Genomic DNA, 26,171 nt, shown 5'->3' on the forward strand with positions numbered 1-26,171 from the left:
CATGTCCACCACGCGCACGGTTCGCAGCGAGCTGGCCGACGGACGTGAGATCGTGTTCTTCTCGTTGGCGGGCAACACCGCTCGTCCGGTTCCCGATGTTCGTCCATTGACAACGCGCGCCGATACCGCGCCGTCGGAGATTCGGCGCGACCGCCAGACCGGCGACTGGGTCGCGATCGCTGCGCTGCGACAGGAGCGGACATACAAGCCGCCGGCCGATCAGTGTCCGCTGTGTCCGTCGCCGAACGGTGATCGCAGTGAGGTGCCTGCAGCCGAGTACGACGTCGTGGTGTTCGAGAACCGATTTCCCAGCCTCTCGGGCGCTGGCGACGACGCACCGGCGCCCATCGACGATGCTGTGTCGGCCCCGGGAGTCGGCCGGTGCGAGGTCATCTGCTTCTCGAGCGAGCACACGACGTCCTTCGCCGAGCTCGGCCACGCTCACGCGCGCCTGGTCATGGACGCTTGGCGTGAGCGGACCGCGGCCCTGTTCGCATTGACCGGCGTCGAGCAGGTCTTTTGTTTCGAAAACCGCGGCGCGGAGATCGGGGTGACGCTCCCGCACCCGCACGGGCAGATCTACGGATATCCGTACCTGACGCCGCGAACGATGTCGATGCTGCGACAAGCGCGGGAGTTCGCGGAAATGCACGGCCGAAACCTGTTTGCGGACATACTTTCCGGGGAAATCGATGACGGCCGTCGTATACTCGTTTCCGATGAACATGTCACGGCTTTCGTACCGTTCGCCGCGCGGTGGCCTGTCGAGGTACACATCTACCCGAATCGTCACGTACACAACCTGAGTGAGCTGACCGACGCCGAACTGGACGCTCTGACGTCGGTATATCTCGATGTGCTCGGCCGTTTCGATCGACTGTATCCCACTCCGCTGCCGTATATTTCGGCGCTGCACCAGTATCGAACCGAGGGCATTCAGGCGCACGGCTACTTCCACATCGAGTTGATGTCGATCCGGCGGTCGGAGACGAAACTGAAGTATCTCGCTGCATCCGAATCCGCGATGGACGCGTTCGTCACCGACGTGACGCCGGAGCAGGCCGCAGACAGGCTCAGAAGCGCGGCGTCGTGAATGCTTTCGCTGCGCGAGCACCGGGCCGCATCAACCTCATCGGCGAGCACACCGACTACAACCTGGGTTTCGCGTTGCCCATCGCGCTGGAGCGGTGCACTACCGTTCGGTTCGAGCCCGACGGGTCCGATTCTGTGACCGTGTCGAGTGACCGAGAGAGCAACAGCGTGTCGTTTCCCATCGATGTCCGTCCTGGCGATGTCAACGGCTGGTCGGCATACCCCGCCGGGGCGCTCTGGGCGCTCGCCGATGCCGGGCATCCGGTGGTGGGCGGCGTGATGTCGGTGACGAGCGATGTGCCCGTCGGCGCAGGGTTGTCGTCCTCGGCTGCCCTCGAGTGCGCAGCACTGCTGGCAATGAACGCTGCTACCGGAACCGAATTGGATCGCAGCGAGACCGCACGGATTGCGCAGCATGGTGAGAACGACTTCGTCGGAGTCCCGACCGGGCTGATGGATCAACTGGCCTCGATGTACGGCGAAGCCGATCGGGCGCTGCTCGTCGACTTCGACTCCACCTCGGTTCGGCTTGTCCCCTTCGACCTCGCGGCGCACGGACTCACACTTCTGGTGGTCGATTCCCATGCAGTACATCAGCACACCGCGGGGGAGTACGCCTCACGTCGTGCAGCCTGCACTCGGGCGGCGCGGGTACTGGGGGTGGGCTCACTGCGCGACGTGCAGGGCCGCGAGGTTCTCGACGAGCTCGAGGGGGTCGTCGATCGTCGCCGGGTCCGGCACGTTCTGTCCGAGAATCAGCGGGTACTCGACTGCGCAGAGGCGTTGGCGGCCTCGGACTTCCCGCGTGTCGGGCAGCTGATGATTCGATCGCACGAGTCCATGCGCAAGGACTTCGAGATCACCACACCCCACATCGACCTCATCGCGGCCTCTGCGGTCCGGCATGGTGCTCTCGGCGCGCGCATGACCGGCGGAGGCTTCGGCGGCTGCGTCATCGCCATTGTTCCGGCATCCGAGATCGACGCCATCACCGACTCGATCACCGGTGATACCACTGCAGGCGGATTTCCCTCGCCCACGATCTTCACCGCGCGCGCCGGCAGAGGCGCCTCCCGCATGTGAGCGGAAATCCATAGTGGGGCACGTATTTCCACTCACATGCGCGGAGCGCATCACATGGCGTCGACCAGCTGGCGGTAGGCCTCGGCAAGCAGGTCGGACGCGAGATCCTCGCTGTGAGCGGTCGTCTCCGGCTGAGCGTCGCCGCTCATCAGTTGTGAGTTGAGGGTGTAGGCGAGATCGTCGAACAATTCGTCGTCGATCCCGAAGTCGACTTCCGCATCGTCGGTCAGGAGCGCGCCCAGGTCGATTCGCCACGTCCACACCTCGTGCGAGGAGTAGCTGCCGCGCGTCGCGGAGACGACATCGGTCGAAATGTCGAGCTGCTGGGCGGTGTACCCACCGGGGATCGCGGTATTGACGGTCATCTCGAGTTCGATCGTGTCGTCCGCCTCGTTGCTGTACTCGGTGACGAACAGCGTCTCGAGGTTGCCGCAGGTCACTGTGAGCAGGCGTCGCTCGTGATCGGATTCCGACGGTGTCAGCGCCTCGACGGTCCAGCGGTGGCGCTGTGTATTCGCGGGGTCGGAGATCGTCGAGTTGATGTAGTCCGCGACGATGTTGCGCACGTCCGGGTAAGCGATGTGTTCGGTCAGCGTCCAGAAACGCAGTCGCTCGGCCGGTGACGAGCCGGACAGCAGTGTCGTGCGCTGTGCACGGTCGGCTGGAAAGGTGAAAACGGGGTTCGATGCCATGGCAGTCGATTCAACTACATTCACTTCGAAAGGTTCCCATTCGACTCGATCGACGGCACACTGACTGACCATGGACTCGGAGAACGCCAAACTCGTCGCCTCCCAACTCGGTCGCGCTCTCGCCGTATGGGGTGGGGGCAGCGTCGTCGCCGGTGCGATCGCTGCCACCACCAGCAGCCGCCCGATGGTTCGCGCATTCGGGATGCAGACCGCGGAATGGGGTGCTATCGATCTCGCGATCGCCGGGGTTGCATCCCGCCTTCGCACGCCGACCTCGTCCAAGCTGCGGAAAATACTGCTGGTGAACGTGGGCCTCGATGTGGGCTACATGCTGGGCGGTGCGTACCTGGTAGCCCGCCGGCCCCGGTTCGGTGGCCGCATCACCGCCGACGTGGCCCGCGCAAACGGGGTAGCCGTGGTGATACAGGGGGCCGCACTGTTGGTACTGGACACCACGCACGTCCGCAAGCTCTGACTACTGCGTCCGAGCGTCGGTGCCGTCAACCCCAATTTTCCGCTTTCGTCAGGCAGAAGGGGTGTCCAGCAGGGTCGAGAAGGACACGCCACGTTTCGCCCGGTTGATGGTCGGGGAGCGAGGCGCCGAGTTCGACTGCGGCGGTTGCGGCAGCGTCGAGATCGGCAACAGCGAGATCGAAGTGGAATTGTTTGCTGCCGTTCGCATTCGGCCAGTTCGGCGCAACATAGTCTTCGACGCGTCCGAAGCCGAGCGCGCTACTCGGCCCCTGGAGCATGGCGTAGTCCTTTTCCGCGTGGACGATGCTCCAGCCCAGGAGCGATGACCAGAACGACGCACTCGCCTCGGGGTCTGCGCAGTCCAGGGTCACCATCTTCAGCGTTGCGACCGGTGTAGCGCTCACGGTTGGTCTCCTTCGTAGTCGTTGCTTGTCGGTCCATCCTCCTAAACTTCGATGCGTGCTGGATAGGAAAAACGCGACAGGCTCGACGGCGACCACTGCCGGTGTTCTTCGTCCCGACCAGTTGGCGAAATGTGTCGACCTCGTTCGGCTACCGTGCGCACCGTCGCTCGCGCTCTGGGTGGAGAACTACTGGCTGTTGCACTGGGAGCTACCAGCGGAAACGTTCTACCGCAGCTCGACGCTTCCGCATCCCGCATGCACTCTCAGCGTCGAGCGGGGATGGGTGCGTGACGGTGTCGATGCGCTCGGCGGTCCCGTTGTCGTGACCGGTCTGCTCACTCGCCGGTTCGACGTGACGCTCGCCGAGACAGGCTGGGTCTTCGGTATGAAGTTTCGTCCCGGTGGTTTCACCAGCCTGACCGGGATCAACGCTCGATCTCTGCGCGACGTACCGGTTGCACCGCCGTCGGCGATCTCGTCGGAAACCGTCGACGCCTTGGGCGCACTCGGACCGAATCTGACTGCAGATGCCTGCCGGGAGCTGGCCGATTCGGCTCTGGACGCCCTCCACCGTGCCCCTGACCCCGAATACGACGCAGTCCTCGAGGTCATCTCGATGATGCTGAGCGACCGGACGTTGACTCGCGTCGGGCATGTCGAGGAACGGTGCGGAATCGGTTCTCGGCGGCTTCAGAGACTGTTCGCCAGGTACATCGGCGTCGGGCCCAAGTGGGTTCTCGCTCGTTACCGCATCCACGATGTCGTCAGCGATCTCGACGCCGGGTACACCGGTTCCCTTGCCGACCTCGCCGCGCGGTACGGCTGGTTCGACCAAGCGCATTTCACGCGCGAATTCACCGAGCTCGTCGGGGTATCGCCGAGTGCGTATCAGAGTTGAACACGGCCGCGCCGATACTCGCTCGGCGCGGCCTGTGTCTCGGGTACTTACTTACTTCTTGGACACTCGCACGAGCTTCTTGTTGACGAACTCGTCCATTCCCCACGGCCCGAGTTCGCGGCCGACGCCGGAGCGCTTGATACCGCCGAACGGGAGTCCCGGGAGGGTGGTTCCGTGCTCGTTGACGAAAGCCATGCCGACATCGAGCTGCTCTGCGACTGCGCGGGCGCCATCGAGGTCGGTGCTCCACACCGAGCCGCTCAGCCCGAATGGAGACTCGTTGGCCAGGGTGATCGCCGCGTCGGCGTCGGTGACCTTGTAGATGACAGCGGCCGGCCCGAAGAGCTCCTCACCGTAGGCACGCATGTCCGGTGTGACATCGGCGAGCAACGTCGGCTCGACGAAGGCTCCCGGTCCGTCGATCTTCTTACCGCCGGTGAGCAGTGTCGCGCCCTTGGCGACGGCGTCGTCGATCTGCTCGATCAGATTGTCGGCGGCGGTCTGTGAGGACAGGGGCCCGAGCGTGGTGCTCTCGTCGAGCGGATCGCCGGTCGCGGTGGCCGCGAACGACTCGGTGAGCTTGGCGACGAACTCGTCGTAGTACGGCTCGGTGACGAGGATGCGCTTGGCGGCATTGCACGCCTGACCGGCGTTCGACAATCTTGCGCGCGTGGCCGCGGCAACGGTGGCGTCCATATCGTCGCTGTCCAGGACTATGAACACGTCGGAGCCGCCGAGCTCGAGCACGACCTTCTTGAGGTTGCGGCCCGCGGTCTCGCCGACGGATGTTCCGGCCCGCTCACTACCGGTGAGCGAAACACCTTGCACGCGAGGGTCGGCGATCATGTCCGCGATCTGCTCGTTGGTGGCGAAGATGTTGATGTAGGCATCGGCGGGTAGGCCTGCCTGGTGGAAGATCTCCTCCATGAGCAGAGCGGACTGCGGGCAGTTGGGTGCGTGCTTGAGCAGCACGGTGTTGCCCAGCATCAGGTTCGGGCCCGCGAATCGGGCGACCTGGTAGTACGGGAAGTTCCAGGGCATGATGCCGACGAGGGCGCCCACCGGCTTGCGTTGCAGCACAGACTCTTCCGCGCCGGGGACGTCGAGCTGCTCTTCTTCGAGGAACTTCGGTCCGTTGTCGGCGTAGTACCGGTAGATAGCCGAGGACAGTTCGACCTCGCCTTTCGACTCGGTCAATGGCTTACCCATTTCGAGCGAAATGCTGCGCGCCAGTTCGTCGGACCGTTCGTCGTAGATGTCGGCGACCTTGCGGAGGGTGTCCGCGCGATGCTGCGGCGACGTAGCGCGCCATGTCTGGTAGCCGGCGTGCGCCGAAGCGAGGGCACGCTCGACGCCCGGTCCATCGAGGGTTTCGAATTCCTTGACGGTTGTGCCGTCGGCGGGATTGACAGTTTTGTAGGTTGTCATACCTAGTGCAACGGGCTGGGGGCGGGGGCTTGTTCCTGCTGAGTCGAATTGAGGCTTCCTCGCTGGTCGCAGCGGTGCCCGCGAATCACAACGTTGGCATTCGTTTTGTCAAGTATCGACACGCGTGATTTGTTGCGCATGCCGTTGAATTGCGCCACACTCACCACGTCAGTCACATACGTCACAGCAGTCACACGTGAAGGGTCGGGTCGTGTATGCGCGCTCGTAGTCGACAGATCGTGGTAGGCACCGTCCTCACCTTGGTTGCAAGCGGGCTGTCCGTCCTCTCGGCGCCCGTGGCGTCCGCCGAACCGTGCGGCGGTATCGGCAGTCCGGGCTCGTCGCCGCTGTTCGGATCGTCTGGGAGCTCCGGCGGTGACCCAGGCCGGGACCCTCTTGGCCCCCAGGGCCCGCTGCCCACGATCTCCGGCAACTCGACATCGGTTGCCTGGGTGACGGGCCCTCGCAGCCAAAACGACACCTACGACCGCTTCGGTATCTCAGGTACCGATCTCGGCATCAGTTGGGACAATGGCTCCGGCCAGACACTGATGGCGTTCGGCGACACGTTCGGAAACTGCTCGATTCCGGGTACACAGTGGCGCAGCAACGCTCTCATGCGCTCCGACGACACCAATTTGTCCGACGGTATCTCGATCGAACCGGGCATTCCCGGCGATGTGACCTCAGGTGCGGTAGTCCAACCCGAGAATCCGCAGTTCGCCAGCGAGATCATTTCGAGTCTCGGTATCGCCGGTGTCGAGGACACCGTCATTCCGACAGCCGCAATCGCGATCGACGGCGTCCAATACTTGAACTACATGTCGGTGCGGGAGTGGGGTTCGCCCGGCCGGTGGGTCACCAATTTCTCGGCGATCGCCACTTCCGTCGACAACGGCCAGAACTGGGTAACGGCAACGGAAACGGTGCGGGTCAACGCCGGTATCACCATTCCCACACTCCCTCAGGTCGAGGAGAGCAACGGCAAGTATCAGATGAACGCCTACGTCGAGGGTGAGGACGGCTACATCTATCAATTCGGAACACCCAACGGGCGTTTCGGCGCAGCCTTCCTCGCCCGAGTGCTGCCGGAGGACATTCTTGATCTGAACGCGTACGAATACTCGACGCAGAATCAGGAGGAACCGTGGTCGACGGAAGTCGGTGACTCCGTCTCGGTGGTTCCCGAACCGGTGAGCGAGATGTCCGTCGCGTGGAACGACTACCTGGGACGCTATGTGATGATGTACGGCAACGAAGTTCAGCGCACCATCGTCGCCCGGACCGCCGAGAACCCGGAGGGACCGTGGGGTCCGCCGCGGACGGTGCTCAGCCCGCTGGAGACGGCAGGCGGCATTTACGCGCCCTACATTCATCCCCTCACCAGTGGGAACAAGCTGTACTTCACGGCGTCGCGGTGGGTCGACTACAACGTGATGTTGCTCGAGACCAACTTGGATCTGCTGAGCTAGAGAACGGTGAGGCGTTTTACTGCCCTGGGATGCCCTCGTAGGCGATGTCGCCGGATTCGAGGTTCTCATCCGTCAGCGCGACGAGCCCGTCGAGGAATGCTTGACGGTCGGTCACCACGTGCTCGATGGCCACATCGACGTTCTCGGCCGTGATGGCGGGCATGACGTAGACGGGTTCGGTGTCGACGTCCTCACCCTTTGCGATGCGGTTGGCGACGGCGAGACCGGCGGACAGTTCCACCGTTCCGTTCTGCAGCGATGTGCCGATGAATTCGCCGCTCTTGACGGCGTTGAGCCCGTCCTCGATACCGTCGATGCCGACGATCGGGACATCGGTTCGTCCGGCTTCCTTCAGCGCCTGCAGCGCTCCGAGTCCCATGTCGTCGTTCTGTGCGACAACTCCGTCGATCTGGTCGCCGAAGCTCGAGAGCCAGTTCTTGGTCTTGTTGACCGCCTCGGTGCGCTTCCAGTTGGCGGTGTCCTTGGCGAGGACGTTGATCTCCGGGTAGTTCGCGAGAACCTGGTCGATACCGGCGCCGCGGTTGATTTCTCCGGAGCCACCGAGCGGGCCCTGGAGGATGACGATGTTGCCGCGGCCACCGAGGGCGTCGGCCATCATTTGCATTTCTTGCGCGCCGGCGGCGACGTCGTCGGGCTGGACGTTGCCGGAGATCTGGTCGGACTCGAGCGCGGCGTTGACGGCGATCACCGGAATGCCCTGGTCCGTTGCCGCCTGTACCTGCGGGGCCAGCGAATCTGCCTGTGCCGGTACCACGATGATGGCATCGACGCCCTGATTGATCAGCGAGTCGACTTGGCTGGCCTGGGTGGAGACATCGTTGTTGGCCGAGTTCCACAGCAACTCGATGTCATTGGCGGCGGCATAGGTGTCCATACCCTCCTTTCCCGCGGTGATGAACGAGCTCATGTCGTACACCGTGACGCCGATGCGGGTCTTGCCGTCCTGTGCGCTGGTATCGCCTGCTCCGCAGGCGGTGATGCCGACTGCGAGCAGACCGGTGGCTGCAACGGTCAGCATCTTGGAAGCAAACTTCATTGTCATCTCCAGATCGAGGGGTGTGATTCATTCAGGGAAGGGGCTGGGTCACGTTCTTCGTTTGGACGACCAGACGTCGACCGAGACGGCCGCAACGATGAGCACGCCCTTGATGACGTCCTGCCAGTAGGCGGGAACGATGAGAAGGTCGAGACCGTTGTTCAGCGTCTGAATCATCAGCAGGCCGAGCGCGGTACCCCAGATGGTTCCGCGTCCACCCATGAGGCTGGCGCCGCCGATGACCACTGCCGCGATCGCATCGAGTTCGTAGCCCTGGCCCAGGTTGGGAGGGCCGGAAATGACCCGCGATGCGAGCATGACGCCGGACAAACCGGCGAGCAGACCGGAGAGCGCGTATACGCTGAAAAGGATGTTCTTGGCATTGATTCCGGCGATCTCGGCCGCGGTACGGTTGCCGCCGACAGCGTAGACGCGCATGCCATAGGCGGTCCGCTTCATCACCACCGCCAGCACGATGATGCCGATGATCATCACCAGAACGGGGATCTGCAGGCCGAGGATCTTGGTGTTGGCGATCTGGCCGAACTCCGCTGGGAGTCCATTGATGGGTGCGCCTCCACCGATAACATATGCGAAACCCGAACCGGCTGTGAGCATACCGAGTGTCGCGATGAACGGTGGCACATTGATGCGCGAGACGAGAAATCCGTTGATGCATCCCGCGATGAGGCCGACTGCCATCGCCACGAGCACCGTCAGGTACACCTGGCCGGGATTGGCTTTGGCGACCGCAGCCGAAGCCATGGCCGAGACCGCGATGACGCTGCCGACGGACAGGTCGATGCCTCCCGTCAGAATGACGAGTGTTTGGCCGAGCGCGATGAGCGCGAACGGTGCTGCAGCGACCAGGATGGTCTGCAGGTTGTCGACGGTTCCGAATCGCGCACTGCGGTAGGAGAAGTACGCGATGACGAGCAACATGACGATGACCATGGAATAGCGCATGGCCATGGCGCCCGCCCAAGCGCTGGAGAATCGGCGCGCCGGTCCTCCCGTTGTGGCCGAACTGGATTGCTCCGAGTCCTTTTCGGCAACGGGTGTACTCACTGGTATGCCTCCTCGAGTGACGATGGCGTCGTGGCCGTGTCGGTTGTGCGTGTGTCCAGGGCGGTGGCCAGACGGAACACCGAATCCTGCACCGCTGGATGGTCGAGCGCGTCCCGGTCGAGCTCACCTACGAATGTGCCCTCGCGCATGACGAACGCGCGATGCGAGAGACCGACAATTTCAGGCATGTCCGACGACGCCATGACGACGGCCATTCCGCGTTCGGCGAATTCGGTTATGATGCGGTAGATCTCGGACCGTGCGCCGACATCGACACCGCGAGTGGGTTCGTCGAGCAGAAGCACGTTGACCGTACCGGTGAGCCATCGCGCCAGCACCACCTTCTGCTGATTTCCACCGGACAGAGTGCCGACGCTCTGGCCCAGGCCGCGACTACGCAACCGGACCGAGTCCATCGCGCTCGATACTGCCTCCGAGCGTGCCTTGTTGCGCAGCCATCCCGCGACGTCGAACGAGGACAACCGGGGTAGTGATCCGTTGTCGAGCACACTCATCGACAGCACGACGCCGTTGACCTTGCGATCCTCCGGCACCATGGCCATGCCCGCGGTGATCGCCGCGGCGGGTTCGCCTTTCGGTACTGTCTTCCCAGCGACCTCGACCGAACCGGAGCTGACGGCGCGCATCCCGAACAGTGCTTCCAGCAATTCGGTGCGTCCGGCGCCGACGAGTCCGGCGAGTCCGACGATCTCACCACGTCGTACCGTGAGGTTCACCGGCCCCGACGCGCCCACTACCTGGAGGTTCTCGACTTCCAGAACCACTTCGTCGGTAGCGGAACCGACACTGGGGAAGAGATTTTCGAGTTCGCGTCCGATCATTGCGGTGACGATCTCGTCATCGGTGATGTCGCCGAGCATTTCGTCGGTGATGAGCTTGCCGTCTCGGAGAACGACGACGCGGTCGGCGATCGCCCTGATCTCGGCCATCTTGTGCGTCGTGTAAACCATGGCCACTCCGCGATCACGCAGCTGCTGCATCACCTTGTAGAGGCCTTCGACCTCCCGTTCCGAGATGGCGGAGGTCGGCTCGTCGAGCATGACGACCTGGGCGCCTGTCCGGGCGGCCTTGACGATCTCGATGATCTGGCGCAACCCGACGGGTAGTGAACCCATCCGCGCGGTCGGCGAGATGGTCACGTCGAAGACGCCCAGTGTTTCGGCGGCTTCCTTGATCATGGCCCGGCGGTCGAGGAAGATCCCCCTGCGCATCTCGCGGCCGACGAACATGTTCTCGTAGACGGTCATGTCGTCGATGGACGCGAGTTCTTGAGGCACGATCACCACGCCGCGGCGCACCGCGTCGCGTGGATCGCCGGAGGACAAGGTGTGTTCGCCGATCGTCACCGTGCCCGTGTCTGCGCGCAACTGGCCAGTGGCGATCTTCATCAGGGTCGATTTGCCTGCGCCGTTCTCACCGGCGAGCGCGGTCACCGTGCCCGGCTCGAGGTCGAGCGAAATGCCCTTCAGGACGGGTACGCCGCCGAAACTCTTGGTCACCTCACGGCAGGCGAGCAGTGCGGTCACGGTGCACCTCCGACGGTGCTGGCAGCTTCGGTACTCACCATGCCGTGTAGCCCCCGTCCGCGACCAATACTGATCCGGTGATGAAGCTGGCGGCGTCACTGGCCAGGAACACCACGCTCGGCGCGATCTCCTCCGGCAGGGCGTAACGCTGCATCGGCGCGTCATCGATCCAGTACCTCTTCAGGTCGGGGCGGTCGACCGGTGCCATCTCCGTCTTGCAGTACCCGGGGGCTACGGCATTGACGCGAATTCCCAGCGGACCCCATTCGGCAGCAAGTGATTTCGTGAGGTGATGCACCGCTGCCTTCGACGCGTTGTAGGCGGGTTGCATCTGCGGACGGTTGACGATGATTCCGGACATCGATCCGATGTTGACGATCGATCCGCTGCCCCGTTCGCGCATATGCGCGCCGATGGCGATCGTGCACTCCCATAGTGCTTTGACGTTCAGGTCGAAGACATTGTCCCATTCAGTCTCGGTGACATCCCAGGAGTCGTTGTGGTAGCAGGTCCCCGCGTTGTTGACGAGGATATCGACGTGTCCGAGTGCATCGATGGCTTCTGCGGTCATCCTCTCGATATCGGGGCGGCGGGTGATGTCGGCGGTGATCGAGGTGAATTCGTATCCGGCGGTGGCGGCTTCGGCCAGGACTTTCTCGTTGCGTTCGGCGCTGCGTCCGGCGATGGCGAGGCGGGCGCCGGCGGCGGCCAGCCCGAAGGCGAAGGCGCGTCCGAGTCCTTGGTTCCCGCCGGTGACGATGGCGGTACGTCCGGTCAGATCGAATGGATTGTTGTTCATGCAGGCACCACTATCGACTTGAGGCTGGCGGGGTCGTTGTCGCTGTCGAGAGCATCGGCGACGTGTTCGAGGTCGTAGCGTCCGGTGACGAGACGGTCGAGGTCGACCAGACCGGAGGAGACGAGATGTATTGCCGCCGGCCATGTGTCGGTGTAGCGGAAGATGCCGGTCACCGTGATCTCGAGGTTTTGGATGTGGCTGACCGGGAGCGGGTAATTGTCGGCGCCCATTCCGACGAGTACTACTCGACCGGCGGGGCCTACGGCGCGGATGCCGCTCTGTACGGCCGGAACTGCGCCGCTGGCGTCGACGAACACATCGACCTGTGGGTCGAGGGCTGCGACGTCCTGGTTCATCGGGTCGATCACCTCGGTCGCGCCGAACTCCTTGGCTCGTTCACGGCGGGATTCGACCGGGTCCGACACGACGATGCGTGCGGCCCCGAAGGCTCGGGCGGCCTGTGCGGTGATGATGCCGATGGGACCGGCGCCGGCGATGAGAATCGAAGACCCGGGAACGATGCCGGCTTTGCGCATCGTCGCCACCGCTACGGACAGCGGCTCGAGCAGGGCGGCTGCCTCGTCGGATACCGAATCCGGTACGGGATGCGCAAAGTCGGCGTCGATGGTGACGTACCGGCAGAACGCTCCGTCGACGGGCGGCGTCGCGTAGAACTTCATCTGCGGACACAGGTTGTAGCGGCCGGCCATGCATTGCGCGCAGCGACGGCAGGGGTGCTGGGGTTCGACGGCGACGCGTTGACCGATGCGGCTCGCGTCGACACTCTCGCCGACTGCAGCGATGCGGCCGGACAGTTCGTGACCGAGGATCATCGGGTCATCGACGACGAAGTCGCCGATGCGGCCCTCGCGGTAGTAGTGCACGTCCGATCCGCAGACGCCGACGGCGGCGACCTCGATGAGTACTTCCTCGCGAGCGGGCTTCGGGACGGGGCGGTCTTCGATCGAGAGCGTGCGTACCCCGGTCATCACGCTCGCGCGCATCGACGACGCAGGTGGGGATATGTCGGTGGTCGTGATGTTCTTTCCAACGCGCTCCAGGGTGGCGTCGTCGAGCATGCTCATATGATCTACCTCACTGCTCATGTGATTGGTGAAGAGGATCATGCATCGTTGTTTGCTCATATGTCAACGTCCTTGCTCATGTGAGCGCATGGGAGGATGATGGTGGCCATTCACATGAAAGGTGGGGGGATGCCGCAGGAGATCGACGTCCGCAGAGTCGGACCCGAGGAGCTCATTCAGCGCGGCCTGATCGCTCGTCGCTACTACCTCGACGGACGCACTCGGGTTCAGATCGCCGAGGAGTTCGACCTCTCGCGCTTCAAGGTCGCTCGCATTCTCGAAGACGCCGTCGCGTCGGGAATGGTCGAGATCACCGTGCACGCACCGGAATCGATAGACATCGACCTTTCGCGCGCACTGAAGGACAAGTTCGGGCTGCGAATGGCCTTCGCGGTGCGCACGGCCAGCGACGAACAGGACGAGCTCTGGGATGCCGTCGGACGCGTCACCGCCGATCTGCTGAGCGAGATCGTCACCGCTGCAGATGTTCTCGGTGTCGACTGTGGGCGCACGCTCTCACGGATGGCGACGCACATCGACGCCATCGCTGCGTGCGACGTCGTGCAGTTGACGGGAATGGCGGGCGCCGTCGGTGCTACGTCCGCCGACCTGGTCCGCCGCATCACCGAACTCGGAGGGGGGCGAGCGTGGTCGATGTACGCTCCGCTCGTGGTCTCGGAGGCGAGCACCTGCGCCGCACTGCGTCGCAGCCGAGGGATCAAAGAAACACTCAAACATCATGCTTCGGTGACGAAAGCAGTTGTCTCCATTGGTTCGTGGAGCCCAGGGCTCTCTCAGGTGTACGATCTCTTGGCGCCGGAGGAGGCCGAGAAGTTCGCAGACAGGGGAGTCGTTGCTGAATCGTGCGCGCTGCTGCTCGACGCCGAGGGCAACCACGTCGAAGGCTTGGCCGACCGCCGCATCGGCGTGTCCGAGGAAACCCTCCGCGGCATCGACCATGTCGTCGCCATCGCGGCGGGTGAGAAGAAGCTCGCGGCCGTCCGGTCGGTCCTCGAATCCGGGCTGGTCTCCTCGCTGATCATCGACGCCGGAACTGCCGCCGGACTCGTGCGCTAGTCGGGTGTCGCTGAGATTCGGGTGTCGGCGGAATTCGAGATCGGCTGACGGCTTATCTGCCCGTTGAATTCTCTTACCACATTGTCACCCAGAAGACATTTCTTGGTCCTATCAATTCCCTGACAACAAGATGCCACGAGAGTACCGTTATTTTTCCCAGTTCGTCCATGCGAGTGCGGCAAGGGGAACGATCATGTCTGATAGAACTCTGGTCAACCAAGGTGCGGCAAAGGGAACTTCGATGGCAGGGGCGGTTCTCCTCCTCACCGTCGGCATACTCGAAGCCCTGCAGGGAATCTCTGCTATCGCCAAAGACGATCTCATTGTCGTCGGCGACGAATACATCTACCAACTCGACGTCACGACGTGGGGATGGATACATCTCGTGCTCGGCGTGATCGTGGCTGCAGTCGGTGCGGCGTTGTTCACCGGAGCAACCTGGGCGCGCGTCGGTGCGGCAATGGTGTGCGCCCTGTCGATCGTCGTGAACTTCATGTGGTTGCCTTTTTACCCGTTGTGGTCGATCACGATCATCGCGTTGAACGCGGTTGTGATTTGGGCGGTCGCGACGTGGAATCCTGAAAGAGTCTGACATGCGATGGACAACGTAGCGAGCGCACACCCGCTCGACGAGGACGAACGCGCTGAACTTCTTCGGCTACGCAACGAAGTATCGACACTGCGCGCTAGGGCCGGTGGCGAGGCCGCCGTCGGCGCTCGAGTGCAGCGTTCACCGCGGAACGGGCTACGCTGGACGGCGGTCACAATATTGCTGGTTCTGGTCGCTGTTCTGGCGATCGCATCGGTCACCGCCCGCTTCACGAGAAGTCAGATCCTCGACACCGACCGCTACGTGGCCACGGTCGCACCCCTCGGTGAGAATTCGGCCATCCAGGCGGAGATCACGAACCAGATTACCGACGAGATCTTCACCCGGGTCGACGTCGAGGGGACCACCAAGAATGCCTTGACCGCGCTGACGGAAGTGTCGAACGCGTCCGCGAACGCTCCGCGCCTAGATCAGGCCGTTATCGGACTCACACCCGTGATCACCAGCCAGGCAAGAAGCTTCGTCCATGACACCGTCGGTTCGCTAGTGCAGTCCCAGCAGTTCGAAGATCTTTGGTTCCAGGCGAATCGGGCCGCACACGACGCACTCGTCTCGGTGATGACTGGCAACTACGGCGTGAGCTCGGTTGCGGTCGACCAGAGCGGAACCGTCAGTATCTCCCTGGGCACAGTGATCGACAACGTGAAGGCCGCACTGACCGAGCGTGGTTTCGCCTTCGTCGACAAGATCCCTGCGGTGGACAAACAATTCGTGTTGTTCCAGTCACCCGAATTGGTGAAGGCACAGCGAGCCGTCGCCGCGCTCGATCGTGCCTCTGTGATTCTGCCGTGGCTGGGGATCGCCTGCGCTGCAGCCGCTGTCGCCCTCGCGCCCTCGCGCAGGAGGCTCCGTGCACTGGGCCTCGCAGGGTTGTCGATCGCACTGGGAATGCTTGTTCTGGCAATCGGACTACTCGTCGGACGCGCGAGCTACCTCGCCAGCGTTCCCGCCGATGTTCTCTCACCCGATGCTGCGTCTGCGGTGATCGACACCGTCTTGGTTCCGCTCCGCACGAGCCTGCGCGCGGTTGCAGTCCTCGGTCTGGTGGTCGCTATCGGCGCCTACCTCATCGGTGGCTCGGCATCCGCCGAAGCCGTGCGTCGCGGCTACGGGCAGGTGTTTGACGCCTTCCGCCGATCGGGAAGCGGCAGGCCACCGAACGGGGTTGAACGTTGGGCGAATCAAGTGCGAATTCCGCTGCAGTGCTTCATAATCGGAGTAGGAGCGGTGGTACTGATGTTCTGGCCGTACCCCACGGGGATGGTCGTGTTGTGGATCGTTCTCGTCGTAGTGCTGGCCCTCGCGGGACTTGAACTACTCGTCCGACCGGCTCGAGTGTTCGCCTCGTCCACGGGCGGAGGGAGAAGCCTTGAAAAAGAAGTCGAAGCATGACGAGCCTGAACGCGACTTGCCTATGCCCCACGCCGACCAACTCCCCGGGCCGTCGAGCGACAAGCCCCTGAAGAACGACAAACCCATGAAGAACAAGGAGTACCGCCGACTGCTCCGTCCGCTTCACGGTGAACTCGTCGCAATGCAGGAGTGGGTGAAGTTTTCGGGTGCGAAGATCTGCATCGTGTTCGAGGGGCGCGACACCGCAGGGAAAGGCGGAGTGATCAGGGCAATCACCGAGCGGGTCAGTCCGCGGGTGTTTCGCGTCGTGGCCCTGCCGGCTCCGACGGATCGTGAGAAGACGCAGATGTACATTCAGCGGTATCTGCTGCACTTCCCGGCCGCCGGGGAGGTTGTCATCTTCGACCGCAGTTGGTACAACCGCGCCGGCGTCGAACGGGTGATGGGTTTCTGTACCGAGGATGAAGCGAAACAGTTCCTTCAGCTGACCCCGGCCGTCGAACGTGCGATGGTCGACTCGGGGATCATTCTGCTCAAGTACTGGCTCGAGGTGAGCGAGGAACAGCAGACGCTGCGGTTGCAGAGCCGCATCGACGACCCGCGGAAGACATGGAAGCTGTCGGATCTGGATCTGGAGTCGTACACCCGCTGGTACGACTACGCGCGGGCGCGTGACGAGATGTTCCACCTCACCGATACCGGCTGGGCGCCTTGGTATGTCGCCGTCAACGACGACAAGAAGCGCGGTCGACTGAACATCATCAGCCACCTCCTGAGTCAGATCCCGTACGAACCACCCGAGCGTCCCCGCATCACCCTTCCGGAGCGGCGGGGCGCAAGCGGTTACGAGGCGCCGAGGCAACCATTGCATTGGATCCCGACGCCGTATTGAGGTTCGCGCCGGAAAGGTCGAGAGGTCGAAGTCAGCTCGGGAAAGCCGTCCGCCACAGCCGAACCCAATCGAACACCGGTGCAGCAACACGTACCCCCGGCCTGTCTCGGGGAACCCGCACCCGCAAGGCGCCTGGGTGTACGGTGCACCGCACGGGAGTGCGGAGCAGGAGCGATTCACCGTCGACGCCCACGGGGATCTCCGGGGTGTCGGCCTCTACAATCACCTCTCTCGCCGTTGTCTGCGTCAAACCACGAACATTGTTGAGGCGCAGTAAGTCGACCGCTTCTCGGGTGTTCGATACAGACAGCGTGACCACGCCGAGGACGCCGCGATCGAGACGGTCGCGGCGGCTCAGACCCGCAAGGTCACTGGTGCCATAGGAATTGTTGCTCACCAGAACTGCTTGCGGCTCTTCCACCGCATTGGCACCGATATGCGCAACCAAACGTGCGCCGGAGTGCCCGGTCAGCAGATCGGGGAGCAGTTTCAGGACAGTTGCAGCCTTGTCGTCACGGTATGCGGGGCTGCTTACGATTTCGGCGTACACCCCGAAGGATGCGTTGTTGACGAAGGGCCGTCCATCGACCGCGCCCAGATCCACGCGCAGCTCGACACCATCCCGGAGTGCATCCAGCGATCGGGCCGGATCGGATCGATCGAGTCCGAGATCCATCGCGAAGTGGTTGCGGGTTCCGGCGCTGATCACCAAGAAGGGCAGGTCGTGTTCGGCCGCGACCGCCGCGACGAGCGCCTGGGTACCGTCCCCGCCGGCCACCCCCAGCAGATCCGCCCCCTGCTCGACAGCCTGCCGGGCCAGAGCCGCGACATCGATGTTGCCAGGGCCTTCCAGTAGCACTACATCGGCGCCCAAAGCCTCGGCTTTGCGCTTCAAGTCGAATTTTGCGACCTTTCCGCCACCGGAATGCGGATTCATGATCATGAACGGATGCTGCGCTGGCGAGGCAGGGTATTCGGGCATGGTCGCCTCCGCGCGATGGGTACGCAAGGCGGCACGGGCGCAGACGCCCGCTGCCAGCGCGAGCAGGTAGGCAAGTAGGACCACCCACAGCAAGTGAGCCCGCACGAACACGGCGAGAACGATGACCGGTGTCACGATCGCCACTCCCAGGGATATCCACCTGAGCACCCCGCGTCGGGCGAGGAACCAGTACAACGACGCCACCGTGACCACGACGCCACCGATTTCCACGACGAGCAACGCCACGGCGCCCAGCACTCCGGCAAACAGCACGGGTACCGCCGCCGCAGCCACTGCCAACGCGAATGCCCCACGTGCCCACCAGCGCCGACCACGGTCACTGAAATCGGCAAAGTCTGATCCGTTCACGTGAGAGCCCCTCCCGGTTTCGCGTCCATTCCTTGCGACGGATCGACTTTTCATCGTATGTCCCATCTTCCACCTGTGGGAGAGGAATTCTGGGTGGTGTCCAGGGGTGTGCGCCGAGGCATCTCATCCGAGACGGGTGATTCGGAATCGACCGACCAGCTGCATAGTCGTGGGACCAATGCTGCCAGGCGGGTGAGTTCATGACTGCTGCAACGAAAACAGGTTCAGGGCTTGTGCTGACGGTGTTGGCGTCGAGTCAGTTCTTGATGACGCTGGACAGTTCGGTCATGAACGTGTCGATGGCTCAAGTTGCTGCCGACCTGGGCACGACAATTACCGGGATCCAGACAGCGATCACGCTCTACACGCTGGTGATGGCGACGCTCATGATCACCGGGGGCAAGATCGGCACCATCATCGGAAGGCGTCGAGCGTTTGCCCTCGGTCTCATCATCTACGGCCTCGGGTCGCTCACCACGGCGTTGGCGCCGAATCTTCCGGTGCTGTTGATCGGGTGGTCGTTACTCGAAGGCATGGGTGCGGCGCTGATCATGCCTGCCATCGTCGCGTTGGTTGCGGCGAACTTCCCTCCCGAAAAGCGGTCAGCAGCATACGGTCTGGTCGCTGCGGCGGGCGCGATGGCGGTGGCGGCGGGGCCACTCATCGGGGGAGCGGTGACGACGTTCGCCTCGTGGCGGTACGTGTTCGTCGGCGAGGTTGTAATCGTCATTGTGATCTTGTTGGTGCTTCGTCGCATCAACGATGTTCCGCCTGCAAGAGTTCGGCTCGATCTGGTCGGCTCCGTGTTGTCGGTGGCCAGCCTGGGTCTGATCGTGTTCGGCGTGCTCAGGTCGGGTGAGTGGGGGTGGATTCAGCCGAAACCGGGAGGGTCCGAAATCGCGAGCTTGTCACCGGTGATATGGCTGCTGCTGGCGGGAACGATGCTCTTGTACGTATTCATGAGATGGCAGACGCATCTTGCCGAGTCCGGCAGAGAGCCGTTGATCGATCCGCGGCTGTTTCGCAACCGTCAGTTGACCGGTGGGCTCACCATGTTCTTTGCGCAGTTCACCGTCCAGGCGGGCGTCTTCTTCACCGTGCCGCTGTTCCTGTCTGTCGTACTGGAATTGAGCGCCCTGCAGACCGGCATACGACTCATCCCGCTGTCGATTGCGTTGCTCGTCGCGGCTGCTGGCATTCCGAAGCTGTGGCCTCGTGCGAACCCGCGTCGAGTCGTGCGGTGGGGGTTGGCGTCGATGACAATCGGCATCCTGGTGTTGGTTGCCGGGCTCGATCCCGGTGCCAATGCCGGCATCGTTGCGGTACCGATGCTTCTCATGGGCCTGGGACTCGGGGCCCTGGCCTCGCAGCTCGGAGCGGTGACGGTATCGGCCGTGCCGGATTCGCAGAGCGCAGAGGTCGGCGGATTGCAGAACACGGCTACCAATCTCGGTGCATCACTCGGAACTGCGCTGATCGGATCCGTTCTCATCGCAACCCTGAGCGCGACGATTGTTGCAGGCATCCAGTCGAATCCTGACGTTCCGGCCGCAACGAAGGAGCAGGCTTCGACCGAACTTGCCAGCGGTGTTCCGTTCCTGTCCGATTCCCAGCTGAGAGTTGCCCTGAACGAGGCGTCGGTGTCGGAATCGACTGCTCAGGAGATTGTGGACCTCAATGCGGATGCTCGGCTCGAGGCACTGCGAGTAGCACTGGCGCTGGCAGCTCTGCTGGGGCTGACGGCCTTGTTCTTCACGGGTAACATTCCGCGGCAGGCGCCTGCCGCACAGGTGCCCGAGAACCCGTAGCCGGGAAGCTGTCAGCGGTGAGAACTGTTTCACCGCAATGGATACGGCGCGCGTCCACACAACATGATGTTGCTCGAGATCAAGTTGGATTCTCAGTTCTACTCCATCCACTGTAACGACGTGTCAGCGGTGGGCGGCCGAGAGAAATTGGCGCGTCGCAGCGTCGACGATCTGCTGCGGTGTCGCGTCGATCTCATCCCCGAGCCACGCGACGACCAATTCGGCGAGTCCGCCGATGAACAGGAGTCCGTGAATGGACGATTGCGGCTGCGGCCAGGCGCGCTCGCCGAACAGTTCATGGGATTCCTCGGCGACGATCCGCGAGAAGTCCCGCATCAACTCTCGGCGGTGCGTGCGAAGGGATTCGACTGCGGACGACTCGATCAGCGCCACGCGACCCTTGCGCCTGTCCTCGGTGAGAACGGCGACAAAGGCTGCGATCGCATTCTCGACCTGCTTGTCGACGGTTGCTGCGGGGGAGTGCAGGGCGCTGAGCGCGGCGAGTTTGATTTCCTCGGATACCGCGTCGACGACGTGCCGCAGTAGATCGTCTCGGCTGGTGAAGCTTTCGTAGAAGTAACGCTCGGTGAGCTTCGCCTGCGCGCAGACAGCCGTCATCGTCGCCCCGGCAGCTCCGGCGGTGGCGAACACCTCCAACCCGGCTTCGAGCAAGCGTGCTCGACGCTCGGCAGCGCGGTCGTCGGCGCTCATGCCTGCGTAGCGACGCGTGGTGGGTGTCATGGATAGATGTTGACAGATCCGAGGAGTGTGACGCACACTACATCCAATCTGACATGACCCCCTGTCAGATTGACGGAGGTGCACATGACACGCGTTTTGGCTGCTCCACCAGCGGAGTCTCGACTCCAGGCTGTATCCGGCGACGGCGGCTTGCCGGTCGTCGGGCACACGCTGAACTACATCCGAGATCCACTCGCCCTGTTTCAGCAGCGTTGGAACAAGTACGGCGAGGTGTCGTGGATGTCCATGGCAGGCAAGCGATGGATCGCGGTCCTCGGGCCCGATGCCTGCCAGGAGGTTCTGCAGAACAAGGACAGGGCCTTCGTCAACAGCGACGGTTGGTCGCTGCTGATCGGCCCGTTCTTTCACGGCGGATTGATGCTCCTCGACTCCGAGGAGCACATGCGACACCGCCGGATCATGCAGCAGGCCTTCACCCGGGAACGGCTCGTCAAGTCGGTGGAGTCCTTGAACCCGGTCGTCGCCGCAGGCCTCGATGCGTGGGAACCCGGTCCCGGCTTCGGTGTGTATCCCGCACTCAAGGAACTCACTCTCGACGTGGCCACCGACATCTTCATGGGCGGGGCGGAGGGGAGCACGCCTGCCGAGATCGCCGAGATCAACGACAGCTTCGTAGCGTGCGTGCAGGCCGCGACGTCGATCGTGCGGTATCGACTGCCGCGAACGCGGTGGAAGCGTGGCCTCGACGGGCGTCGGATGCTCGACGAGTTCTTCCGGCGCTACCTTCCGGCGCGGCGTGCCACCGAAACCGACGACATGTTTTCGGTGCTGTGCCACATCGAGTCCGACACCGGTCAGCGGTTCACCGACGACGAAGTGGTCGATCACATGATCTTCCTGCTCATGGCCGCCCACGACACGTCGACGATCACGCTATCGACCATGATGCAATACCTTGGTCAGCATCCCGAATGGCAGGACAAATGTCGTGCGGAATCGCTCGGGCTCGGCACGGATTCGCCGACGCTCGGTCAGTTGGATCAACTCGAGAGTGTCGACCTGGTGATGAAGGAATGCCTCCGGTTGGTGTCCCCGACGCCGGTGGTAGCCCGTCGCGCGATCAAGGACACCGAGGTGCAGGGGCACTTCGTCCCGGCCGGGACCTTCGCGGCGGTGGCGCCGCACTTCACCCATCACATGTCCGAGTACTGGCCCGACCCCGAGGCGTTCGACCCCGGCAGGTTCGCCTCGGACCGCCGCGAGGACAAGGTGCATCGCTACGCGTGGGAGCCGTTCGGCGGTGGCGTCCACAAGTGCATCGGCATGTTCTTCGCGGGCGCCGAGATCAAGACGATCATGCACCACCTGCTGCTGAAGTTCGACTGGTCCGTCCCGGCGAATTACGTTGCGCCACTGAACTTCACCTCCCTGCCCTTTCCTGAGGACGGGCAGCCGGTGAATTTGCGACGCCGGTAGCTCAGCCGAGTCGGTCGGTCAGCCAATCGATGATGTCGGAGGTGACCTCGTCGCGGTTGGTTTCGTTGACGATTTCGTGCCGGGCTCCGGGGTAGATCTTGACGGTGACCTCGCTCAGCCCTGCTTCGCGGTACCGGGAAGCCAGCAGTTCGATGAGCTGCCCACCGTCGGCCAGCGGGTCATCTGATCCCGAGGTCAGGAGCAACGGCAGGTCCGAGCGGATCTCTCCGAGCTTCCTCGGGTCGGCGAGATCGTCCGCACCGGTGAACAGCGCGGGCACCGTGCTGTCGGGAAGATCGAATCCACACAGCGGGTCGGCAACATAGGCGTCGACCTCTGCCTCGTCGCGGGAGAGCCACTCGTAGCCGGTGCGGTGCTCGAACGCGTTGTTGAAGACGCTGAGGTCTCCCGCGGGGGCGTCGGCCATGTTCGCTGCCAGGACGTCGAGCGTCGTCGATCCGGACAGGACGACCCCGTCGTACAGATCAGAGCGTTCGATCAGAACATGTTGCGCAGCAAAAGATCCCATCGAGTGAGCAAACAGGAACAGTGGCAGGTTCGGGTGGTCCAACCGTAGTGACTCCCCAAGTTGTTCGATGTCCGACCACAACGCGGCAAATCCTTGTGCGCCGAAATCGCCCGGTGTGTCGGTGATCGACGAACCGTGTCCGCGGTGGTCGGAGGCGATGACATGGAAGCCGGCGCTGTTCAGCGCCCCGGCGAAGCGAGCATAGCGGCTGCCGTGTTCGGCCAATCCGTGCGCGATCTGAACCACTCCGCGCGCAGGCTCGGCCGTAGTGGGCCACGTGTAAGTGCTGATCCTCAGCTCGTCCTGCATGGAAACGTACGACGATGCGTTGGCCACGGATTGCTCCTTCGACGATGAGGGGGTCGTGGTCGAACATATCGCCAGCCGGGGTTCCAGCGGGGGAGTTTGCAGACCCTACGAACCGTCGAGGACCGGCGAGAAGTGCTCGACGATCGGAAATGGATCGTAGAAGTGGTGCAGCAACTTTTTCCACTGCAGGTACTCGTTGGACTGCCGAAATCCTTCGGTGTGGTCCTCGAGCGTCATCCACTCGACCAGTAGAAGGTAGACGTCGGGGCGCTCTATCCCGCGCGAGAGCCTCAACGACACGAAGCCCGGCATCGACGAGATGATCGACTTGGCTTCCGCGAAGGCGGTTTCGAACTCGTCGGATCGGGAGGGTGCAACGTGCAGCAGTGCGTGCTCCAAGATCATCGCCACAGTATGGCAGTGCGCGCTCGAGCTCTGAATCCATGAACTCCCCGCACGTATGGCGTGCGGGGAGTTCATGCGGCGGAGCCGTGTCAGCTGACGCTCAGGGCCAGTTCGTCGTCGGCGACGTCGACGGCGACCTTGCCGCCCTCGATGAGGATGTCGTCGAGCAGCAAGTCGGCGATTCGGTCGTCGAGTGCACGCTGTATAGAGCGACGCAGCGGCCTAGCGCCGAACTCGGGTTGGTGACCGTTCGCCGCCAGCCAATCGACCGCAGAGTCACTGAAGGTGATCTCGATGCCCTTCGCCGACAGGCGCTCGCGGCTCTCCTCGAGCATCAGGTCGGTGATGCGGTGCAGCTGCTCGGTGTCGAGCTTTCGGAACACCACGATCTCGTCGATTCGGTTGAGGAACTCGGGTCGCATAGCCTCCCGTAGCCGTCCCATCACGCGGTCCCGCAGTGGTTTGTCGTCGGCGTCGCCTGTCGTGAAGCCGAGACCGCCCGACTTGCTCGAGATGATGTCCGAGCCGAGGTTGCTCGTCATGATCACCACTGTGTTGCGGAAATTCACCGTGCGGCCTTGCCCGTCGGTGAGCCGTCCGTCGTCGAGCACCTGCAGAAGCGTGTCGAACACATCCGGGTGAGCCTTTTCGATCTCGTCGAGCAGCACCACCGAGTACGGGTTGCGCCGAACCTGTTCGGTCAGCTGGCCTGCCTCGCCGTATCCGACATACCCCGGAGGTGCACCGACCAGCCGGCTTACCGTGTGCCGCTCGCCGAACTCGCTCATGTCCACGCGGAGCATTTTCTTCTCGTCACCGAAAAGCGATGCAGCGAGGGCTTTTGCGAGCTCGGTCTTGCCGACGCCGGTCGGGCCGAGGAACAGGAAGCTGCCGACTGGACGGTCGGGATCGCTCATGCCGGTCCGGCTGCGGCGTACCGCGCGGGCGATGGCCTCGACGGCTTCGTCCTGGCCGACGACGCGCTCGTGCAACTCCGACTCCAGTCGACGCAGGCGTTCCTTCTCCTCCTGTGTCATCTGGCTGGCGGGGATGCCCGTCGCGCGAGAAACCACGCCGGCGATGTCCTCGGCAGTCACCTCCAGCGTGACTTGCTCGGTAGCGGTGCCGGTCAGGCGGGCCTGGAGCTTCGCGGACTCGTCGCGCAATTGCGACGCACGCTCGTAGTCCTCTTGCGCGATTGCTTGTTCCTTCTCGGCATCGAGTGCCGCGCGCTGCTTTTCGATGGCCTCGACATCCACCGACGGGCGGCTCAGCTGCTTTCGCGCGCCCGCCTGATCGATGAGGTCGATGGCCTTGTCAGGCAGGAATCGGTCGCCGATGTAGCGATCGGACAACTCGACGGCCGCGTCGATCGCCTCGTCGGTGTAGCGGACGCCGTGGTGCTCCTCGTAGCGACTCCGCAGACCCGTGAGTATTGCTTTCGCGTCGCTGATGCTGGGCTCGGGGACCGTGACCGGCTGGAACCGGCGTTCGAGAGCGGGGTCTTTCTCGATGTTGGTGCGGTACTCGTCCTGCGTGGTCGCACCGACGATGTGCAGCTCACCGCGAGCCAGCTTGGGCTTGAGGATGTTGCCGGCGTCCATTGCTCCCTCTGCGCCTCCGCCCGCACCGGCGATGGTGTGGACCTCATCGATGAAGACAATCAACTCGTCCTTGTTGGCCGAGATTTCGTCGATCACCTTGGTGAGGCGTTCTTCGAAGTCGCCGCGGTACCGAGTGCCGGCGACCATCGACGAGAGGTCGAGCTGAACTATTCGCTTGTTCAGCAGGCGATCCGGTACATCCCCGTCGACGATGCGTTGGGCGAGGCCCTCGACGACGGCCGTCTTGCCGACGCCGGCTTCGCCGACCAGAACGGGGTTGTTCTTGGTGCGGCGCGAGAGGATCTCGATGGTTTGCGCGATCTCGTCGGCGCGTCCGATGACGGGGTCGACGCCACCCTCGCGTGCGCGTCCGGTCAGGTCGACGCCGTACTTGTCGAGCGTCGGCGTGCCTGAGTCGGACTTGGGTTCGACCGAGCCGCCCTTGATCGCAGTCTGCAACCCGTCCGGGGTGATCCCTTCGGACGTGAGCAGACGGCCGGCGATGTGGTCCTGATCGGCAGCGAATGCCAGAAACAGGTGCTCGGGGTCGATGTATGTGGAGCCCAACGTTTGGGCGATGTGATGAGCTTCGAGAATCGCGGTCTTGAGGGTGCTGCTGAGCACGGTGGCGTTGACTGCAGCGCCCGCGCGCGATTGCGGGAGCCTCAGCTCCACGGCATCGACCACGGCGGGGGACTGGACGCCCGCGCGCTGCATGAGGCTGCGGGTGGGGTCGTGCTGCGCCATGACGTGCAGCACATGCAGCGCGTCGAGCTCGGCGTCGCCGCGACCGGCAGCAAACGTGGCTGCATCGCCGATGAGCGATTGGGTCGACCTGCTCATCAGGCGACTGATGTCGATGCGACGCGGGCCCTCGGGTCCCAGGAATGCCGGCATTGAGTTCCTCCTACGGAAGATTGAGCGACTTCGACTCAACTAACGTGCTCGGAGGCGTA

At 63.4% G+C, this 26,171-nt stretch carries 24 protein-coding genes; 11 read left to right on the plus strand and 13 right to left on the minus strand.

The window, feature by feature from the left end; genetic code table 11:
* Window position 1: 1 nt before the first annotated feature.
* Window positions 2-1,093 carry a galactose-1-phosphate uridylyltransferase gene (gene galT, locus J1M86_RS13865; RefSeq protein WP_206510307.1) on the plus strand — a complete coding sequence of 364 codons (1,092 nt, stop codon included), beginning with the start codon at window positions 2-4 and terminating at the stop codon, window positions 1,091-1,093.
* A complete protein-coding gene (locus tag J1M86_RS13870) occupies window positions 1,090-2,175 on the plus strand; it encodes a galactokinase (protein ID WP_206510308.1) in 1,086 nt (361 codons plus the stop codon). The genes galT and J1M86_RS13870 overlap by 4 nt, the downstream gene beginning before the upstream one ends.
* 50 nt (window positions 2,176-2,225) lie before the next feature.
* Here the strand turns inward: J1M86_RS13870 and J1M86_RS13875 are convergent, their stop codons facing one another.
* Window positions 2,226-2,891 carry a hypothetical protein gene (locus J1M86_RS13875; protein WP_307786635.1) on the minus strand — a complete coding sequence of 222 codons (666 nt, stop codon included), beginning with the start codon at window positions 2,889-2,891 and terminating at the stop codon, window positions 2,226-2,228.
* 46 nt (window positions 2,892-2,937) lie between these two features.
* Between J1M86_RS13875 and J1M86_RS13880 the strand changes: the two genes are divergently transcribed.
* The gene (locus tag J1M86_RS13880) at window positions 2,938-3,342 is read left to right on the plus strand and encodes a hypothetical protein (RefSeq protein WP_206510309.1); all 405 of its coding nucleotides are present in this window, start codon (window positions 2,938-2,940) and stop codon (window positions 3,340-3,342) included.
* 25 nt (window positions 3,343-3,367) lie between these two features.
* On the opposite strand, the gene J1M86_RS13885 is transcribed toward J1M86_RS13880, so the two are convergent.
* A complete protein-coding gene (locus tag J1M86_RS13885; RefSeq protein WP_206510310.1) occupies window positions 3,368-3,745 on the minus strand; it encodes a VOC family protein in 378 nt (125 codons plus the stop codon).
* 55 nt (window positions 3,746-3,800) lie between these two features.
* Here J1M86_RS13885 and J1M86_RS13890 point away from each other — a divergent pair, with 55 nt between their 5' ends.
* Window positions 3,801-4,643 carry a helix-turn-helix domain-containing protein gene (locus J1M86_RS13890; RefSeq protein WP_307786636.1) on the plus strand — a complete coding sequence of 281 codons (843 nt, stop codon included), beginning with the start codon at window positions 3,801-3,803 and terminating at the stop codon, window positions 4,641-4,643.
* Window positions 4,644-4,694: 51 nt separating this feature from the next.
* On the opposite strand, the gene J1M86_RS13895 is transcribed toward J1M86_RS13890, so the two are convergent.
* The gene (locus J1M86_RS13895; RefSeq protein WP_206510312.1) at window positions 4,695-6,071 is read right to left on the minus strand and encodes an NAD-dependent succinate-semialdehyde dehydrogenase; all 1,377 of its coding nucleotides are present in this window, start codon (window positions 6,069-6,071) and stop codon (window positions 4,695-4,697) included.
* A 215-nt stretch (window positions 6,072-6,286) separates the two neighbouring features.
* Between J1M86_RS13895 and J1M86_RS13900 the strand changes: the two genes are divergently transcribed.
* Entirely contained in the window at window positions 6,287-7,543 is a 1,257-nt protein-coding gene (locus tag J1M86_RS13900) for a DUF4185 domain-containing protein (protein ID WP_206510313.1), read from the plus strand.
* Window positions 7,544-7,559: 16 nt separating this feature from the next.
* On the opposite strand, the gene J1M86_RS13905 is transcribed toward J1M86_RS13900, so the two are convergent.
* Genes J1M86_RS13905 through J1M86_RS13925 form a run of 5 tightly spaced genes read right to left on the minus strand, consistent with a single transcriptional unit; the run spans window position 7,560 to window position 13,003 of the window.
* Window positions 7,560-8,600 (minus strand): substrate-binding domain-containing protein, encoded by a 1,041-nt coding sequence (locus J1M86_RS13905; RefSeq protein WP_206510314.1) that lies wholly within the window; start codon window positions 8,598-8,600, stop codon window positions 7,560-7,562.
* Between the two features lie 48 nt (window positions 8,601-8,648).
* The gene (locus J1M86_RS13910) at window positions 8,649-9,668 is read right to left on the minus strand and encodes an ABC transporter permease (protein WP_075837918.1); all 1,020 of its coding nucleotides are present in this window, start codon (window positions 9,666-9,668) and stop codon (window positions 8,649-8,651) included.
* Window positions 9,665-11,215, minus strand: a complete 1,551-nt coding sequence (locus J1M86_RS13915; RefSeq protein ID WP_206510315.1) for a sugar ABC transporter ATP-binding protein — start codon at window positions 11,213-11,215, stop codon at window positions 9,665-9,667. Before J1M86_RS13915 ends, J1M86_RS13910 begins: the two co-directional genes overlap by 4 nt.
* A 34-nt stretch (window positions 11,216-11,249) precedes the next feature.
* Window positions 11,250-12,014: an SDR family NAD(P)-dependent oxidoreductase gene (locus J1M86_RS13920; RefSeq protein ID WP_206510316.1), complete on the minus strand. Its 765-nt coding sequence runs from the start codon at window positions 12,012-12,014 to the stop codon at window positions 11,250-11,252.
* On the minus strand, window positions 12,011-13,003 hold the full coding sequence (locus tag J1M86_RS13925; RefSeq protein ID WP_241260099.1) for an NAD(P)-dependent alcohol dehydrogenase: 993 nt from the start codon (window positions 13,001-13,003) through the stop codon (window positions 12,011-12,013). Before J1M86_RS13925 ends, J1M86_RS13920 begins: the two co-directional genes overlap by 4 nt.
* Window positions 13,004-13,228: 225 nt before the next feature.
* Here J1M86_RS13925 and J1M86_RS13930 point away from each other — a divergent pair, with 225 nt between their 5' ends.
* From J1M86_RS13930 to ppk2, 4 genes are all read left to right on the plus strand, one after another.
* Window positions 13,229-14,176, plus strand: a complete 948-nt coding sequence (locus J1M86_RS13930; protein WP_206510317.1) for a sugar-binding transcriptional regulator — start codon at window positions 13,229-13,231, stop codon at window positions 14,174-14,176.
* A 193-nt stretch (window positions 14,177-14,369) separates the two neighbouring features.
* Window positions 14,370-14,768, plus strand: a complete 399-nt coding sequence (locus J1M86_RS13935) for a hypothetical protein (protein ID WP_206510318.1) — start codon at window positions 14,370-14,372, stop codon at window positions 14,766-14,768.
* Window positions 14,769-14,774: 6 nt separating this feature from the next.
* The gene (locus J1M86_RS13940) at window positions 14,775-16,178 is read left to right on the plus strand and encodes a hypothetical protein (protein ID WP_206510319.1); all 1,404 of its coding nucleotides are present in this window, start codon (window positions 14,775-14,777) and stop codon (window positions 16,176-16,178) included.
* A 22-nt stretch (window positions 16,179-16,200) separates the two neighbouring features.
* Entirely contained in the window at window positions 16,201-17,031 is an 831-nt protein-coding gene (ppk2, locus tag J1M86_RS13945) for a polyphosphate kinase 2 (protein ID WP_206510460.1), read from the plus strand.
* A 31-nt stretch (window positions 17,032-17,062) separates the two neighbouring features.
* Here ppk2 and J1M86_RS13950 read toward each other — a convergent pair whose 3' ends face one another.
* Window positions 17,063-18,382, minus strand: a complete 1,320-nt coding sequence (locus J1M86_RS13950) for a diacylglycerol kinase family protein (RefSeq protein ID WP_307786637.1) — start codon at window positions 18,380-18,382, stop codon at window positions 17,063-17,065.
* Between the two features lie 200 nt (window positions 18,383-18,582).
* On the opposite strand from J1M86_RS13950, the gene J1M86_RS13955 reads away from it, so the two are divergent.
* Window positions 18,583-20,190 carry an MFS transporter gene (locus J1M86_RS13955; RefSeq protein ID WP_206510321.1) on the plus strand — a complete coding sequence of 536 codons (1,608 nt, stop codon included), beginning with the start codon at window positions 18,583-18,585 and terminating at the stop codon, window positions 20,188-20,190.
* A 123-nt stretch (window positions 20,191-20,313) separates the two neighbouring features.
* On the opposite strand, the gene J1M86_RS13960 is transcribed toward J1M86_RS13955, so the two are convergent.
* Complete coding sequence (locus J1M86_RS13960) at window positions 20,314-20,931, minus strand: TetR/AcrR family transcriptional regulator (RefSeq protein ID WP_206510322.1); 618 nt, start codon at window positions 20,929-20,931, stop codon at window positions 20,314-20,316.
* Between the two features lie 84 nt (window positions 20,932-21,015).
* On the opposite strand from J1M86_RS13960, the gene J1M86_RS13965 reads away from it, so the two are divergent.
* Window positions 21,016-22,368, plus strand: coding sequence for a cytochrome P450 (locus J1M86_RS13965; RefSeq protein ID WP_206510323.1), 1,353 nt, complete (start codon window positions 21,016-21,018; stop codon window positions 22,366-22,368).
* A gap of 1 nt (window position 22,369) precedes the next feature.
* Here the strand turns inward: J1M86_RS13965 and J1M86_RS13970 are convergent, their stop codons facing one another.
* From J1M86_RS13970 to J1M86_RS13980, 3 genes are all read right to left on the minus strand, one after another.
* Window positions 22,370-23,233 (minus strand): alpha/beta hydrolase, encoded by an 864-nt coding sequence (locus tag J1M86_RS13970; RefSeq protein WP_307786638.1) that lies wholly within the window; start codon window positions 23,231-23,233, stop codon window positions 22,370-22,372.
* A 78-nt stretch (window positions 23,234-23,311) separates the two neighbouring features.
* The gene (locus J1M86_RS13975) at window positions 23,312-23,611 is read right to left on the minus strand and encodes an antibiotic biosynthesis monooxygenase (RefSeq protein WP_206510324.1); all 300 of its coding nucleotides are present in this window, start codon (window positions 23,609-23,611) and stop codon (window positions 23,312-23,314) included.
* 89 nt (window positions 23,612-23,700) lie between these two features.
* The gene (locus J1M86_RS13980; protein WP_206510325.1) at window positions 23,701-26,112 is read right to left on the minus strand and encodes an ATP-dependent Clp protease ATP-binding subunit; all 2,412 of its coding nucleotides are present in this window, start codon (window positions 26,110-26,112) and stop codon (window positions 23,701-23,703) included.
* Between the last annotated feature and the right edge of the window lie 59 nt (window positions 26,113-26,171).

It is taken from the genome of Rhodococcus sp. KRD197 (genome assembly GCF_017168235.1).
Classification (GTDB): domain Bacteria; phylum Actinomycetota; class Actinomycetes; order Mycobacteriales; family Mycobacteriaceae; genus Rhodococcoides.

Excerpts from the sequence above, each read along its gene's own strand:
- J1M86_RS13965 (WP_206510323.1), top strand. The coding sequence starts at position 21,016 with ATGACACGCGTTTTGGCTGCTCCACCAGCGGAGTCTCGACTCCAGGCT.
- J1M86_RS13895 (WP_206510312.1), bottom strand. The coding sequence starts at position 6,071 with ATGACAACCTACAAAACTGTCAATCCCGCCGACGGCACAACCGTCAAG.
- J1M86_RS13935 (WP_206510318.1), top strand. The coding sequence starts at position 14,370 with ATGTCTGATAGAACTCTGGTCAACCAAGGTGCGGCAAAGGGAACTTCG.
- J1M86_RS13920 (WP_206510316.1), bottom strand. The coding sequence starts at position 12,014 with ATGAACAACAATCCATTCGATCTGACCGGACGTACCGCCATCGTCACC.
- galT (WP_206510307.1), top strand. The coding sequence starts at position 2 with ATGTCCACCACGCGCACGGTTCGCAGCGAGCTGGCCGACGGACGTGAG.
- J1M86_RS13880 (WP_206510309.1), top strand. The coding sequence starts at position 2,938 with ATGGACTCGGAGAACGCCAAACTCGTCGCCTCCCAACTCGGTCGCGCT.
- J1M86_RS13955 (WP_206510321.1), top strand. The coding sequence starts at position 18,583 with ATGACTGCTGCAACGAAAACAGGTTCAGGGCTTGTGCTGACGGTGTTG.
- J1M86_RS13925 (WP_241260099.1), bottom strand. The coding sequence starts at position 13,003 with ATGACCGGGGTACGCACGCTCTCGATCGAAGACCGCCCCGTCCCGAAG.
- J1M86_RS13980 (WP_206510325.1), bottom strand. The coding sequence starts at position 26,112 with ATGCCGGCATTCCTGGGACCCGAGGGCCCGCGTCGCATCGACATCAGT.
- J1M86_RS13905 (WP_206510314.1), bottom strand. The coding sequence starts at position 8,600 with ATGAAGTTTGCTTCCAAGATGCTGACCGTTGCAGCCACCGGTCTGCTC.
- J1M86_RS13940 (WP_206510319.1), top strand. The coding sequence starts at position 14,775 with ATGGACAACGTAGCGAGCGCACACCCGCTCGACGAGGACGAACGCGCT.
- ppk2 (WP_206510460.1), top strand. The coding sequence starts at position 16,201 with ATGCCCCACGCCGACCAACTCCCCGGGCCGTCGAGCGACAAGCCCCTG.
- J1M86_RS13960 (WP_206510322.1), bottom strand. The coding sequence starts at position 20,931 with ATGACACCCACCACGCGTCGCTACGCAGGCATGAGCGCCGACGACCGC.
- J1M86_RS13930 (WP_206510317.1), top strand. The coding sequence starts at position 13,229 with ATGCCGCAGGAGATCGACGTCCGCAGAGTCGGACCCGAGGAGCTCATT.
- J1M86_RS13900 (WP_206510313.1), top strand. The coding sequence starts at position 6,287 with ATGCGCGCTCGTAGTCGACAGATCGTGGTAGGCACCGTCCTCACCTTG.
- J1M86_RS13975 (WP_206510324.1), bottom strand. The coding sequence starts at position 23,611 with ATGATCTTGGAGCACGCACTGCTGCACGTTGCACCCTCCCGATCCGAC.